At 63.2% G+C, this 12631-nt stretch carries 11 protein-coding genes; 1 reads left to right on the plus strand and 10 read right to left on the minus strand.

Features of this window, described 5'->3' with window-relative positions:
- The first annotated feature begins 18 nt into the window (after positions 1 to 18).
- A complete protein-coding gene (hemC, locus tag AC6UAL_RS01355; RefSeq protein ID WP_500681554.1) occupies positions 19 to 954 on the plus strand; it encodes a hydroxymethylbilane synthase in 936 nt (311 codons plus the stop codon).
- A gap of 329 nt (positions 955 to 1283) precedes the next feature.
- Here the strand turns inward: hemC and ptsP are convergent, their stop codons facing one another.
- The 10 genes from ptsP to AC6UAL_RS01405 all read right to left on the minus strand — a co-directional run bounded on the left by ptsP (position 1284) and on the right by AC6UAL_RS01405 (position 12497).
- Positions 1284 to 3038 (minus strand): phosphoenolpyruvate--protein phosphotransferase, encoded by a 1755-nt coding sequence (ptsP, locus tag AC6UAL_RS01360; RefSeq protein WP_500681555.1) that lies wholly within the window; start codon positions 3036 to 3038, stop codon positions 1284 to 1286.
- A 26-nt stretch (positions 3039 to 3064) separates the two neighbouring features.
- Entirely contained in the window at positions 3065 to 3331 is a 267-nt protein-coding gene (locus AC6UAL_RS01365) for an HPr family phosphocarrier protein (RefSeq protein ID WP_500681556.1), read from the minus strand.
- 94 nt (positions 3332 to 3425) lie between these two features.
- Positions 3426 to 4712 (minus strand): RsmB/NOP family class I SAM-dependent RNA methyltransferase, encoded by a 1287-nt coding sequence (locus AC6UAL_RS01370; RefSeq protein WP_500681557.1) that lies wholly within the window; start codon positions 4710 to 4712, stop codon positions 3426 to 3428.
- Positions 4709 to 5548 (minus strand): inositol monophosphatase family protein, encoded by an 840-nt coding sequence (locus AC6UAL_RS01375; protein ID WP_500681558.1) that lies wholly within the window; start codon positions 5546 to 5548, stop codon positions 4709 to 4711. The genes AC6UAL_RS01370 and AC6UAL_RS01375 overlap by 4 nt, the downstream gene beginning before the upstream one ends.
- Positions 5545 to 7452 carry a transglycosylase domain-containing protein gene (locus tag AC6UAL_RS01380; RefSeq protein WP_500681559.1) on the minus strand — a complete coding sequence of 636 codons (1908 nt, stop codon included), beginning with the start codon at positions 7450 to 7452 and terminating at the stop codon, positions 5545 to 5547. The genes AC6UAL_RS01375 and AC6UAL_RS01380 overlap by 4 nt, the downstream gene beginning before the upstream one ends.
- A 6-nt stretch (positions 7453 to 7458) precedes the next feature.
- Positions 7459 to 9921, minus strand: coding sequence for a tetratricopeptide repeat protein (locus tag AC6UAL_RS01385; RefSeq protein WP_500681560.1), 2463 nt, complete (start codon positions 9919 to 9921; stop codon positions 7459 to 7461).
- Positions 9922 to 9991: 70 nt separating this feature from the next.
- Positions 9992 to 10432: an ExbD/TolR family protein gene (locus AC6UAL_RS01390; RefSeq protein WP_500681561.1), complete on the minus strand. Its 441-nt coding sequence runs from the start codon at positions 10430 to 10432 to the stop codon at positions 9992 to 9994.
- 54 nt (positions 10433 to 10486) lie between these two features.
- Positions 10487 to 11245, minus strand: coding sequence for a MotA/TolQ/ExbB proton channel family protein (locus AC6UAL_RS01395; RefSeq protein WP_500681562.1), 759 nt, complete (start codon positions 11243 to 11245; stop codon positions 10487 to 10489).
- A 73-nt stretch (positions 11246 to 11318) separates the two neighbouring features.
- Positions 11319 to 12053 carry a M15 family metallopeptidase gene (locus AC6UAL_RS01400; protein ID WP_500681563.1) on the minus strand — a complete coding sequence of 245 codons (735 nt, stop codon included), beginning with the start codon at positions 12051 to 12053 and terminating at the stop codon, positions 11319 to 11321.
- Positions 12054 to 12263: 210 nt separating this feature from the next.
- A complete protein-coding gene (locus AC6UAL_RS01405; RefSeq protein WP_500681564.1) occupies positions 12264 to 12497 on the minus strand; it encodes a hypothetical protein in 234 nt (77 codons plus the stop codon).
- Between the last annotated feature and the right edge of the window lie 134 nt (positions 12498 to 12631).

The raw sequence follows: 12631 nt of genomic DNA on the forward strand, positions 1-12631 counted from the left end.
TCCTATAGAATCATCCCCATGAAGCAGCATCTCATCATCGGTACTCGCGGCAGCGAGCTCGCCTTGGCTCAGACAGCTCTCGCCCTCGAAGCCGTGCAGCGCAGCTGCCCCGGCCTCCGCCACGAGCTGCGCATCATTCACACGGCCGGCGACGCGCGTACCGACATCCCGCTCAACTGCGTCAATGCTGCCACCAACACCGGAGACAAGGGCGTGTTCATCGCCGCCATTGAAGAGGCTTTGGCCGCGGGGGAGATTGACTGCGCGGTTCACAGCCTCAAAGACATGCCCGGCCAACTTGACCCCGCCTTCGAAATCGCCGCCATTCTGCCGCGCGAGGATATCGCCGATACGCTCGTCATCAAGCCGGGCGCCGATGCCCGACGCCCCGTCATCGGCACGGGGAGCGTGCGCCGCGCCTGCTTCGTTGATGCGTACTGGGGAGGGTCGGCGCGCTGCCTGCCCATCCGCGGCAATGTGCACACGAGGCTGTGCAAGCTGGCGGAAAGCAGGGAGATGACGGCCACGCTGCTGGCGCGAGCCGGGCTCAACCGTCTGGGTTTCACCGGCCCCGATATCGAGTTTGAAGGGCAGCACTTCTGCGCCGTCGACCTCTCGCCCGACGCCTTCATGCCGGCGCTCGGTCAGGGGGCGGTGGCTCTTGAAATCAGGCGCGGTGACGAGGAGACGCGCGCGCTCGTCGCCCCGGCCAATCACGCCGAAACGTCCTGCTGCGTCGCGGCGGAGCGAGCTTTCCTCGACGCGCTGAAGGCGGACTGCTCGGTGCCTGTGGGCGGCTACGCCGCTCTGGTCAGCGGCACGCTTGTGCTCCGCGCTCTCTATTTCACCCCCGAGGGGCAACCGATTCGCATCACGCAGCGAGGCAGCGCCGAGGATCCCGTCGCCGTCGGGCAGGCTGCCCACCGGCAGCTACTCACCAAGCTCGCCGACTGAATCCGGCGGCGTCGGTTAAGGGTCTTCTTTCTCCGGCCGCAGGGGCGGCGCAGCCGAGGAGTTTCCGGCGCAGCCCTCGCCGCCGACACACCGGCAGTCCGAGGCTCGGAGAGACACCTATGCCGCATGGCGCAGCGCGAGCCTCCGAAAAAACGCGCCGCCTCCCCCGAAAAACGCGCCTCCCCCGAAAAACGCGCCACTCACGAAAAACGCGTCGCCTCCGCAACATGCGCCGCGACGGGCCTAGGCTCTGAGGATGAGCTCTGCGGAGGAAGAGGAGACCGACAGAGCGCGATGCCGCCCCTGCCCCGCAGTGCGCTCCGGCAACGTCAATCGAAGAGAGCCGGGTAGGATTTCTTGGCGAGATCCTTCGAGAGCTTTCGGATGGTGTAGCTGTCTTCGGCCTGCAAGGCCTTCTGCGCGATCTCGAGGCAGTCGCTGTAGCGCAGGTGGCGAATGGCATAGCGCACCAGCGGCAAGAGGTGCATGCTCACCGAAAGCTCATGAGCCCCCATGCCGATCAGCAGAGGGACAAGCGTAATATCGCCCCCCATCTCTCCGCATACGGCCGTCGGGATACCGGCACGCATCGTCTGGGACATGAGGCGCACAACACCGGGGTGCGTCGGCCGGAACATCCCGGCTACGCGGGCGTTCACGCGATCGACCGCAATGGTGTACTGCGTCAGGTCGTTGGTTCCGATGGAGAAGAAATCGACATGGCGGGCCAGCACATCGGCCATCACGGCCGCGCTGGGCACCTCGATCATGATGCCCACGCGCATGTGCTCGTCGAAGGCCTGACCGCGCTCGCGCAGTTCCGCACGGCACTGCTCCAGCAGCTCGAGGGTATCGCGCACCTCGGTGATGCCCGAAATCATCGGGAACATCACGCCAACCTTGCCGTGCGCCGAGGCTCGCAGGATGGCGCGCAGCTGCTCCTTGAACATATCGAGGCGGCTGAGAGAGACGCGAATGCCGCGCCAGCCGAGAAAGGGATTGTCCTCCTTCTCCGACTGCTCCTCAAAGGGAAGCTTGTCTCCGCCCGAATCGAGGGTGCGAATGATCACCTCATGCGGCGCACAACTCTCCGCCAGCAGGCGGTAGTGCTCATACTGCTCCTCCTCGCCGGGCAGGCTGCTGCCGTTGCCCAGCAGGAAGAACTCGGAGCGGTAGAGCCCCACGCCCTCGGCGCCGAAGCGCTTGAGCGCACTGTACTCGTGGGAATATTCGACGTTGGCAGCCAAGCGGATGCGGTGGCCGTCGAGCGTCTCGGCCGGCAGGTCGCGCATATCGACAAGGCTCTGGTAGGCCTTCTCTTTCTCCACCTGCAGGGCGCGGTAATACTCGCGCGTCTCATCCGTCGGGTTGATGATGAGCAGGCCATTGTAGCCGTCGAGAATCACGGGCTGGCCGACGCGGCAGTCGAGGATGAGCCGGGGCACCGCCACCACGGCCGGCAGGCCCAGAGAGCGGGCGAGAATGGCCGTGTGAGAGACCGAGCTGCCGACCTCCGTCACAAAACCGAGGACGTTGCGCTGGTCGAGATCGGCCGTATCACTGGGAGCAAGATCGTAGGCGGCGAGAATGGCCGGGCCGTCCGTTGCCGCGCTGCAGGGCTGGGATTTGGCCGGCTCCATGTTGTGCAGCACGCGCTTGAGCACGTCCTGCACATCGGCGGCGCGCGAACGCAGGTAGGGGTCGTCCACCTGCCGCATCACCTCGACGAAGTTCTGCACGACCGCGTAGTAGACGGCTTCGATGTTTTGAAGCCGCTTGGGCATCTCGCGACGCAGCTGAGAGAGGATGGTGCGGTCGCGCAGGAAGAGGAGGTGGGCGTCAAAGATAGCGGCCTCGGTCGCGCCCGAGAGGCGCTCCACGCGCTCCTTGAGCAGCCGAAGCTCCTCCTCGGTACGGGCGATGGCGCTTTCGAAACGCGCCCACTCCTGCTCCAGCTCCGTGGGCAAAATCCGGCGCGTTACGGGCGAGTTGAGCCCGCGGGCATCCATGACCATGGTGCCTGCGGCAATGCCGGGAGATACGGGCTGACCCTTGAGACGGCGCTCCGGCGTTTCAGAACTCATGACAAAGGGGGCAGCGAGGGCCGACTTCAGGCCTCGCCGAATTTGCTTTCAACCAACTCCTGAAGAGCCTTGATTGTTTCTTCTTCGTCCGGGCCCTCCACCGTCACGGAAATCACCGCTCCGCAGCCCACGGCCAGCATCATCAGACCCATGATGCTCTTGCCGTCAACAGCCTCGTCGTCCTTCTCCACGGTGACATCCGATTGGAACTTACCGGCCACACGGACAAACTGTGCGGCGGGGCGGGCGTGAATTCCGAGCTTGTTCAGAACAGTGAATTGCTTTGTGATCATATCGTGTCTATATTGTCTACCGTGCTCTTCTGATTATACCGATTGTGTTCTGAAACGCGAGCTTTTTTTGAGCGGCTGCCGCAATTTCTCCGCCTCATTCGCTGCGTCGCCGCAGCAGCGCAGCGTAGGCGCCGTCGGCGCGTTCGAGGTGCGGCAGGGCCAAGTAGTCTTCAACGAACTCAAAGTCAGCTCGTTCGCGCAGGAAGGCGTCAACGGCGTCGCGATCCTCCTCGCGCTCGATCGAGCAGGTGGAGTAGACGAGGCGCCCCCCAGGGCGCACGGCGTCCGCCGCAGCACGCAGGATTTGCCGCTGTAGAGCGGACAGACGCTCGATTTCGCTCTCGCGGAGTCTCCACCGCGCGTCGACGCGCCGACGCAGCACGCCCGTGTTCGAGCAGGGCACGTCCAGCAGCACGCCGTCGAACTGCCCGCGCCATTCGGCCGGGCAGGCCTGCGACCAGTCGTGCTGCGCCACCGCCACGTCGCGGCCGCCGGCTCGCATGAGATTTTCATGCAGCCGAGCGAGGCGATGCTCGTGCAGGTCCGTAGCGAGCAGATGCAGATTCCCGCCGGTGGCGCTAATCATGGCGACGGATTTGCCGCCGGGGGCGGCGCAGGCATCCAACAGGCGTTCGCCCGGGGCCGGAGCCAGCAGGCGGATGCAGTGCCGCGTCGAGGGGTCGGCAATGTAGAGCTGCCCTTGGGCGAGTGCTTCTCGCGGGAGCTCGCCGACGATTTGGTACCAGTCTCTCTCTCCGGGCAGCTGCTGCCATTGGGCGGGCGGGGTCATGGGGCGGAGCGGGTTGAGGCGGGCGTAGAGCTTGGGCTCGAGGTTGTTCCACTCGAGCAATCGACGCGTCTCAGCTTCGCCGAAGCGCTGCACCCAGCGCTCCGCCAGCCACTCGGGCACGGAGTAGCGCAGCGCAAGGGGCAGTTGCTCGCGCTCGGCCATCAGCTCGGCTCGGCGCCGCAAAGCCTCGCGCAACACGGCGTTGACAAGGCCGCGCACGCGCTTGGGAGCCAGCGCTACCGTTTCGCCCACGGCCGCATGCTCGGCTTGGCGCAGCACGAAGAGCTGGCAGAGCCCCACCAGCAGCAGCGCCCGCCACTCATTCTCCAGCTTGCCCGGGCGGAGCCGCGAGCAAAGGTGGTTGAGCCAGCTGAGATGCCGCAGGCAGCCGTAGAGGATGGCCTGAAGCAAGCTGCGGTCGGCGCGGCTCAAAGCGGCGCCCTCGCGGACGACGAGCGTCTCGGCAAAGATACCGCCGCGCTGCCAGCGCAGCAGGCTCTGCCAAGCCAGAAAGCGAGTATTGCCGATGTGGGCAGGGGCGGAAGTTTTCGACTCCGGGGTCTTCGAGCGGGGCTTTCGGGGGGCGTTCATGGTTCGGTCGGGGAGACGGGTGCGGCGGGTGCGGCGGAGAGACTGCATTCGGCCAAGGTCTCGCGCAGCGGCAACAAGCCGTTCCACGCGACGACGGCGCCGGATGTGGCTCCGGGAGCAGACGGAGCGAACTCCAGCACACCGCCGGCGGCTTCGAGAATCACGCGGGCGGCTGCAAAATCCCAGAGCGAGATGCGGCTTTCGACGTAGGCGTCCATGCGCCCGGCGGCGATGTAGCAGAGCGAGAGCGCGGCCGATCCCAAGATGCGCATCTTGCGTACGCGAGAGGACAGGTAGGCGAAGCGGCGGATGCCGGCTTCGCCCGATCCGTCGTGCGTGCCGTGGCCGGCAAAGATGACGGCTTCAGACATCGCACGACGCGACGATACGTGAATGGGCTGCCCGTTGCAAAGGGCCTGCTGCCCGGCCAAAGCCGTGTAACATTCGTCCTGCATGGGGTCGTAGACGCAGCCGAGCACCGTTTTGCCGCGGCTCTCGAGGGCAATGCAAACGCAGAAGAGGGGCAGGCCGTAGAAGTAGTTGACCGTGCCGTCGATCGGGTCGATGATCCAGCGCTCTTCGGCATCGGACGGTCCGCTGTTCCCCTCCTCCCCCAGAACGGCGATGCCGGGATAGGCGGCGCTGAGTTCCGTGACGATGAGCGCCTGCGTCTCTTTATCGAGCCGCAGCTTGATGTCGTGCGCGAGGGATTCATCGACGGTTTTGTTGCCGTGGAAGGCTTCGCGGAGGAAGGCTCCGGCTCGTCGGGCGGCGGCTTCGGCCGCAGCCAGTTGCTGCTCTCTCTCTGCCAGTTGCTGCTCTCTGAGTGTCATCATGACTCTTGCGCGGAGGCTTGCTCCTCTTTTTCTTTTTCGCGGGCCATCTGCTCGCGGAGGATGCGGCGCGCTTCGCCGTGCAGCTCGCGGGCCAAATTCTGCGAGGCCTGTCGGAGCAAGGGCTGTATCTTATTGTCTTGTGCCGCCGGTTGGCGGGGGTCGTCAAAGCCCATCCAAACAAAGACGCAAACGCCGCGCTCATTGCTCACCATACTCCACTGACCGTACCCGTCGGGCAGCGTGACGCTCAGCTCCGTGATTCGGCCATCGGGGCTCGTGAAGGGGGGCAGAGCGGCCACGGAGACGGCGCTCTCGCGCCGAATGTACTCGGCTGCTGCGGCGTCGCGGTTGGAGTGCAGGCAGCGTCCGCCTCGGCTCCACACGCTGCGGATGCAGTGAAGCTCATATCCCTTCCCCTGATTCAGGATGCTGTAGAGCAGGCGTGCAAGGTTGCGCCGGGGCATCGGGAAGAGACCTTCGTAGAGATCATCCGCGTGCTCGCGATCCGGGAACGATTCGGAGATCTTGAGCTCTTCGACAAAGGAGCGCACGACATCATAGCCGATTCGTCGGCCTGTCACACGCGCGTCTCTCGCCACGATATGCCGTTCTTCGCCGCCCGGCAGACAGGCCGTGCAATAGACCAGAGGAGCCCAGGCTCGCCCCGGCAGAATCTCGGCGTCCCAGCGGTTGCGCTCGTCAAGAGCGCTTCGCCCGCAGGTGACGGTAATCAGCTCGCCCTTATGCCCGCTGCGCGAATCGATCACCAGGACGCAACATTGAAGCAGATCGGTGAGATTGTTTGAGGAACCGCGCGGCTTGAGTGAATCGGGGCGCCGGAGTTTGCCGAAGTCCTCAGCCGCGGCATCCGCCTGCTGCTCCGTCTCGTACTGAGCGCGCCAAGGAGCGGGAAAGCGCCCGGGATTCTCCACCGCAGCCAAGGCCATCTCGCAGGCTTCTTCCGCATAGCGCTGCATTTCCAAGTCGATGGACGTGACGACGGAAAGTCCGCCGCCGGCATCTTTGAGCTCGTCGCGCAGGGTTTCCATCTCATGCTGCGACTCCATCGAGATGTATGAGGCGACGAGCTTGGTGCGGTTGATGTTCAGCTTGATCGGAGTAGCCAGCACGGCATCGTACTCTTGCTGACTGATCATCTCCAGCTCGAGCATGCGAGCAAGCGTTTCGTTCCGAACGTCCGTGGCATTCTCGATACTGGTCTCCGGATTGCAGAGCGAGGGAGCTCGCACCAGCCCGGCCAGAGTCGCGCATTCGCTCAGATTGAGTGCCGAGACCTCTTTGTTGAAGTAATGGCGGGCGGCAGCACCGATGCCGTAGCAGTCTTGCCCGTAGTAGATGCGATTGAGGTACTGGGCGAAGATGGTCTGTTTGTCGTAGTGGCGCTCGATGCGCTGCGCAAGGGCGGCCTCGAGCAGCTTGCGATCCATCGACTTGCCCTGAAGCTCGTAGACGTTGCGGGTCAACTGCATCGTGATGGTGGACGCCCCCTGCTCGTAGCGCATCGAGAGGATGTTCCGAAGCATGGAGCGAACGACGGAACTGAGAACGACGCCGCTGTGGCTGAAGAATTTTTCGTCCTCTCGCGCCACAAAGGCATCGACGAGATACCGCGGGAATTGTTCCCACGGCACGTAATCCACCTCACCGGCATCGAGTTTCGAGATCGGTCGATTCCGTGAGTCAAAGAGCATGCCGGGCGAGGGTCTGTGACCGACGGCCCCCAGATCATAGTGCTGAGCCCGCATGGCGTAGTAGCCGAGAACGCCCAGAAACGCCAGCAGGAGCAGCCCGATGAGCGCCAGAAGAACGCGCAACCAGCGCCGGCTCGGGCTCAGGATGCCCAGCCAGCTCTTGCGGCGGTTATCTGACGAATCCGACGACATGGAGCGTTACTCGGACGATTCTTCCATCATGCGGCGCACGCGCTCGGGCGGGGTCCAGTTGGGGAATTCCTTGCGAAGGTTTTCTTCGTACTGGAGAGCCTCGCCGTCCTTGCCGTCTTTCTTGAGGGCGCAGACGATTTTGTAGAGGGAGAGCGGTTTGAGGTCTTTATCGCTGACGATGTTGGCGGTGCGGCCGTAGTGCGCCGCAGCTTCGCGGTAGTTCTTCTCGGCGTAGTAGGAATCGCCCAGCGCCAGGAAAACGGATGACTTGATGGGCCCGTCGATGCCGAGCTTGATGGCGTCAGCGCAGAGCTGACGGGCTTCCTGCGTGCGGCCGAGCCCGACCAGCAGCAGAGCCGCGTCGCGCATGCCCTCGGCGCGGGGATAGGGCTGCGTCACCTGCTCGAGGTAGCGCTCGGAGGCCTCGTAGCCTTTCTGATACTCGCCCAGCTCGAGGTAGGCCCGCGCGAGCGTCTTCCAAACGAGGCCGTCGACCTTGGGGCGCTCCGCCGTCTCTCCCTTGTCCGTGGTGTAGCTCTCTTTCGGGGATCGCTCGACGGCACCCGTGAGGTATTTGGCGGAAGACGCGTGGTCACCCTTCTGGTAGCACATCCAACCGCACCAGCGGAACACGGCGGCCGGCACGGCCTTGTAGCGCTCGGGGAATTTGTGCTCAAGCTCGTCGAGACTCTGCCTGAGCTCGTCGTACTGCTGCAAGCGGAAGTGGCAGATGACCAAGTAATAGCGCGAGAGCTCCTCGTAGTTTCGGGGATCCTGACGGGCGGCTTCCTCGTAGTAGGGGACGGCCTGAGCGGGCTCCTCCTTCACGTAGTAGCCGGCAATCGCGTAGTTGGCTTCGGCCAGAGCCTGAGGAGTCACCGTCTGTTTGAGGTTGACGAGCGCTTGGTAATAATCCTTCATGCGCGCGCTGCGATTGTTGGCAGCGCAGACCTGCGCGGCCTGCTGCAGGCAAGTCGCCACGGCCGCCGAGTTCGGGTACTCTTTGATGACGCGGTCGAAATCCTTGAGAGCCTCATCCGCCTTCTTTTGGCCGGCAAGGGCAATACCCCTCATGGCGAGCACTTCGGGCATGCGCTCATCCTGCGGGAAGCTCTTGACGAACTCGTCCAAAGACGGCAGGGGATCGTAATCCGAGCCCTGCATGGCCGTCCACGCCTTTCTGTAGTAGGCGTTGGCCTGTACGGATTTGGGGAGACGCTGAATGTTGATGGCGTCAAATTGACGAGCGGCTTCGCTCACGTCCGACGTCATGAGCCTATCCGCATACATCATGCGAACGAGGTTGGTACAGGGAAGATCCGCCGTTTCGCTGCCCGGCACGGCAAAGCGCTGTAGGTAAGCGGCGGCCAGTTTGAGGAAGTCCGCACCGCTGCACTGGAGCGTGCAGAGGATGAGTCGGTACATGGCGTCGGCACCGCGAACGCCCTCGGGCTGGTCTTCGCAGGCGTTTCTGAAGGCCTCAGCCGCGTTGGCATAGTCCTTGAGCTCCATGTATGCCTGGCCGATGATCATGTAGCGCAGGGCGCTTTTTTCCTTATTGCTGATCTCGGGCAGAGCGACGCGCCCGATCTCGGCAATTTTGCGATACTCCTTGTTGCGCAGCAGCATGGTCAGATACTGCAGCTGAGCCTCACCGGCGTATTCACCCATGCTGGGCATTCTGCTGAGGCGGTCGTAGTAGCGCTGCGATTCGTCGGGCAAATTCAACTGCGAGGCCAGTCGAGCGGCCTGCAGTGTTGCCGGGCCCTCAAGCTTCGGGTTGAGATCCCGAAGGGACAACAGGGTGACAAGATGGCCGTAAGCGGCGCGAGGCTCTCCCTGCGACACCTTCACCTGCGAGAGCAGGTAGAGCGCGGACTGGTAAATCTCCGAGCGCAAGCCGGCCGGCTGCGCGATCAACCCCGTGAAGCTTTTTTCCGCTTGGGCATACTTTCCCTGCATCATCTGTGCCCGCCCCAAGCGGTAAGCGGCGTCCTGACTGAGAGCCGGACGCGCGGAAAGCTCGATGGCCAGATCGTAGTAGCGCTCCGCCTCACTCCACCGCTTCTGCTGGCTCGCGAGCGAGGCGTAGCGGTACGCGGCCGAGGCAGCGTAGTCATCGCGCTTGCCCGAGCCGGCACAGGAGTCGGCGAGTTTCTTCAGCAAGCTCAGCGAGCTCTGCTGCTCGCGAAGCGCCTCGTAACACATGGCTTGGTAATAGAGGGCGCGCGTGCGTTGAGCCGAGCGGGGATAACGCCTGATGAAGTCGGAGAACAACTCGGCCGCCCGCCGATACAACTGGGGCTTGGCGTCCGGGCTGGTCGAGGCGGAGCGAGCCTGAGCATACAACTGCTCCGCAATGGCGAGAGAATCGTTTTCCGCCTGCGGGGTGAGCGCGTCGCGCGACTGCGCCGCAACGAGAGGAGCGGCGCATGAACAGGCCAGGAGCAACAAGAGTGTTTTATTCATAATCAGAGCCTTTTGTTCGCTGCATCGGGAATGGCGAGTAACAGGGCGCACCTCACGGCGGTCGGGCAGCTCAGGGAGCCGCCCCCTCCCCCTTGGGCAGGCGCGATGAAAAGGAGATGTTGTAGACGCCGACGTCGGTGCAGGCGGCAATCACATCGGCAATACCCTGCCATGAAGTCTTGGCATCGCCGCGGATGCGCACCGGGACGTCTTCGTTGTTGCTCACGATCTTTCTCAGTCTCTGGCGGAGTTGGTCGAGGGTAAAGGTCGTGCCGTCCACCGTGACGATCAGCTTGCCGTCCTCCTCGCGCACGTTGATGATGATCTCGTCAATGGCGCGCGTGACTTCGTCCTCCGACGAGGGCGCCGTGGGAACCTTGACGTTGAGATCCTGCTCCGTGAGGATAATCTTCTGCGTCACCACAAAGAAAATCAGCAACAAAAAGACGATGTCCAGCATCGGAGCGAGCTGAAAACCGATCTGAGCCGGAATTTTCGTCTGAATCTTCATGAGCGTGTCACATCAAACCGCATCCGTCCATCCGCATCCGTCCATCCGCATCCGTCAATCCTCATCGTCAACCAACACTTCCGCACCCTGAGCGCGCGAGCGCTGAAGAGCGGGATGCTCGTCGCGGTACCGAATTTCGGAAATCATCGAGAGCACATGCGTGAGCGCCACCTCCATGTTGGCCGTGTGCTTCTGAATGCGACTGCGGAAGAACACGTAGGCCATCATCGAGGGAATCGCCAGCACCAAGCCGCCCGCCGTCGTGATCATGGCCTCGTAAATACCGCTGGCCATGCCCATGTGCTTCGCGCCCTCAAAGTTGCCGTCGGCGAGTTCCTTGAAGGTTTTCATCATGCCCCAGACGGTACCGAGCAGACCGATCATCGGTGCGATGGAGCCGATATCCGAGAGCCAGCTGATCTGGCGCGTGAGGATGCTGACCTGGCGGGAAGCCTCAGCTGAGGCGACCTCCCGCACTTCGTCCATCCCGGCTTTGGGGTTGCGCTGCATGAAGCGAATGACGGCGCACACGGTCTGCGAGAAACTGGAGCTTTCCTTCTCGCAGAGCGCCAGAATACTCGGGTAATCCTTGCGCACAATGCAGGAGTCGACGGCTTCCACCATGCGGCGGGGCAGCACGGCTCCCTGACGCGTCGTCCAGAAGCACACGAAAACAACGACCACCATCACCAGCGAGAGCATGAGCAGCACCCACATGAGCCACCCGCCCTTGTCAAAGAGCTGGGCGGCCGTCCAAGCCTCACTGCCCTCCGAGGCAGCCATCATAGCCATGTCAGATAAGGATGTAAACATAGACGCAAGGGTATTGTACCCCGAAAGCGGGACGATTTCAAGCAAGATGCCCGCAGCATGTCACATTTTCCGCTCAGGGTGACTGCATGTCATCATCGAGCGGGAAGTCATACTCGAGGAGCGGCTTCGGGAGGGGGTAGTGGTAGTAGTGCCACCACTCTTTGCTGTAGTTGCGGAAGCCGCCGGCGGCCATGGCATCGCGCAGCTTGTGCCGATTTTGCCGCTGCTGCGGCGAGATGGTCTCGCAGTCGGTGGCGGAACTCGGGTCGAGCAGATCGTGGCGGCCGCCCATGTCGAGGGGGCGCCCGGTTTTCAGATCGACGAGCGTGATGTCGACGGCGATGCCCCAGCAATGTTCCGAGCTGTCCCCGATGTAGCGGTCGCGGTAGATATCCTCCTTGCTGAGATGCGGGTAAAACTCGGCTTTCTGACGATCGTCAGGGCTTGCCGACCACGCGCGGAAGTCCCGCAGGGCGCGCTTGGGGCGGTAGGCGTCCCAGATGAGCAAGCCGAGACCCTCGTCGGCCAGTTGTTTCGAAACGCGAGCCAGCCCCTCAGCCGCCTCGCGCCTCAGCACGGCGCGCCGCCCCGTGTAGCCGTCGATGGGGCGGCCGACGAAGTTGTCGCTGCCGGCATACTTCAAGTCGACACGCACGGACGGAGCCACGGTATCGACGTAACACCAGCCTCCGGGCAAAGCGGGGCGGAGGGCCTCAGGCGAACTGCTGCGAGCCTCGCCGAAGGGACTGCAGGAGCTCAGGCCGAGGACGGGGAGCAGGACGGATAACAGGATACAACGGTAGTGCACGGGCCCAGTCTACCACAAGCGAACGGATAACTCAAGCCTGCCGCACAAGCTGCCGACCTCGCGAGCGCCGCGCGCAGCCTCGCCGCCGTATCCGGCGCGCGCGATGCCGAGCGCGAGGCCGCGGTTCTTTCCCGCAGCTTCCCGCGCTCGGCTTTCAACAAAAAGCCCCGGGCTTGGGAAGCCCGGGGCTGACGGTTTCAGCGGAAGGCATCAGTGATGCCGATAATAGTCGCGGCGTGCGTCGCGCATATCTTTCTCGTACTGCTTGCGAGCCTTCCATTTGTCCTTTTCGTACTTCTTGCGCGCCTTCACCTCGTTCTTGTACGAGTCGTAAGAGCGATAGTTCGAATGAGGGGGCGGGCCGGGATGGTGCCCATGCCGATGCCATGAGCAGGAGCTCAAAGCGATGACGAGAGCCGGAATGAGTAATAATTTTGAGTTCACGATGCTATTCTAGCACGCATCGGCAACGTTGCAAGATAGATTCGTCTTGCAGGATGTAAAATGTTTGTCATCGAAAGCGGCGCTCCTGCCGCATGCAGAAGCGCCGCCGTTCAATCAACCGCTGTTATTTATCC

The sequence above is a fragment of the Candidatus Parakkermansia intestinigallinarum genome, from assembly GCF_944389695.1.
Taxonomy (GTDB): Bacteria; Verrucomicrobiota; Verrucomicrobiia; order Verrucomicrobiales; family Akkermansiaceae; genus Akkermansia; species Akkermansia intestinigallinarum.

Coding starts and splice junctions, on each gene's coding strand:
- hemC (WP_500681554.1), top strand. CDS start 19: ATGAAGCAGCATCTCATCATCGGTACTCGCGGCAGCGAGCTCGCCTTG.
- ptsP (WP_500681555.1), bottom strand. CDS start 3,038: ATGAGTTCTGAAACGCCGGAGCGCCGTCTCAAGGGTCAGCCCGTATCT.
- AC6UAL_RS01365 (WP_500681556.1), bottom strand. CDS start 3,331: ATGATCACAAAGCAATTCACTGTTCTGAACAAGCTCGGAATTCACGCC.
- AC6UAL_RS01370 (WP_500681557.1), bottom strand. CDS start 4,712: ATGAACGCCCCCCGAAAGCCCCGCTCGAAGACCCCGGAGTCGAAAACT.
- AC6UAL_RS01375 (WP_500681558.1), bottom strand. CDS start 5,548: ATGATGACACTCAGAGAGCAGCAACTGGCAGAGAGAGAGCAGCAACTG.
- AC6UAL_RS01380 (WP_500681559.1), bottom strand. CDS start 7,452: ATGTCGTCGGATTCGTCAGATAACCGCCGCAAGAGCTGGCTGGGCATC.
- AC6UAL_RS01385 (WP_500681560.1), bottom strand. CDS start 9,921: ATGAATAAAACACTCTTGTTGCTCCTGGCCTGTTCATGCGCCGCTCCT.
- AC6UAL_RS01390 (WP_500681561.1), bottom strand. CDS start 10,432: ATGAAGATTCAGACGAAAATTCCGGCTCAGATCGGTTTTCAGCTCGCT.
- AC6UAL_RS01395 (WP_500681562.1), bottom strand. CDS start 11,245: ATGTTTACATCCTTATCTGACATGGCTATGATGGCTGCCTCGGAGGGC.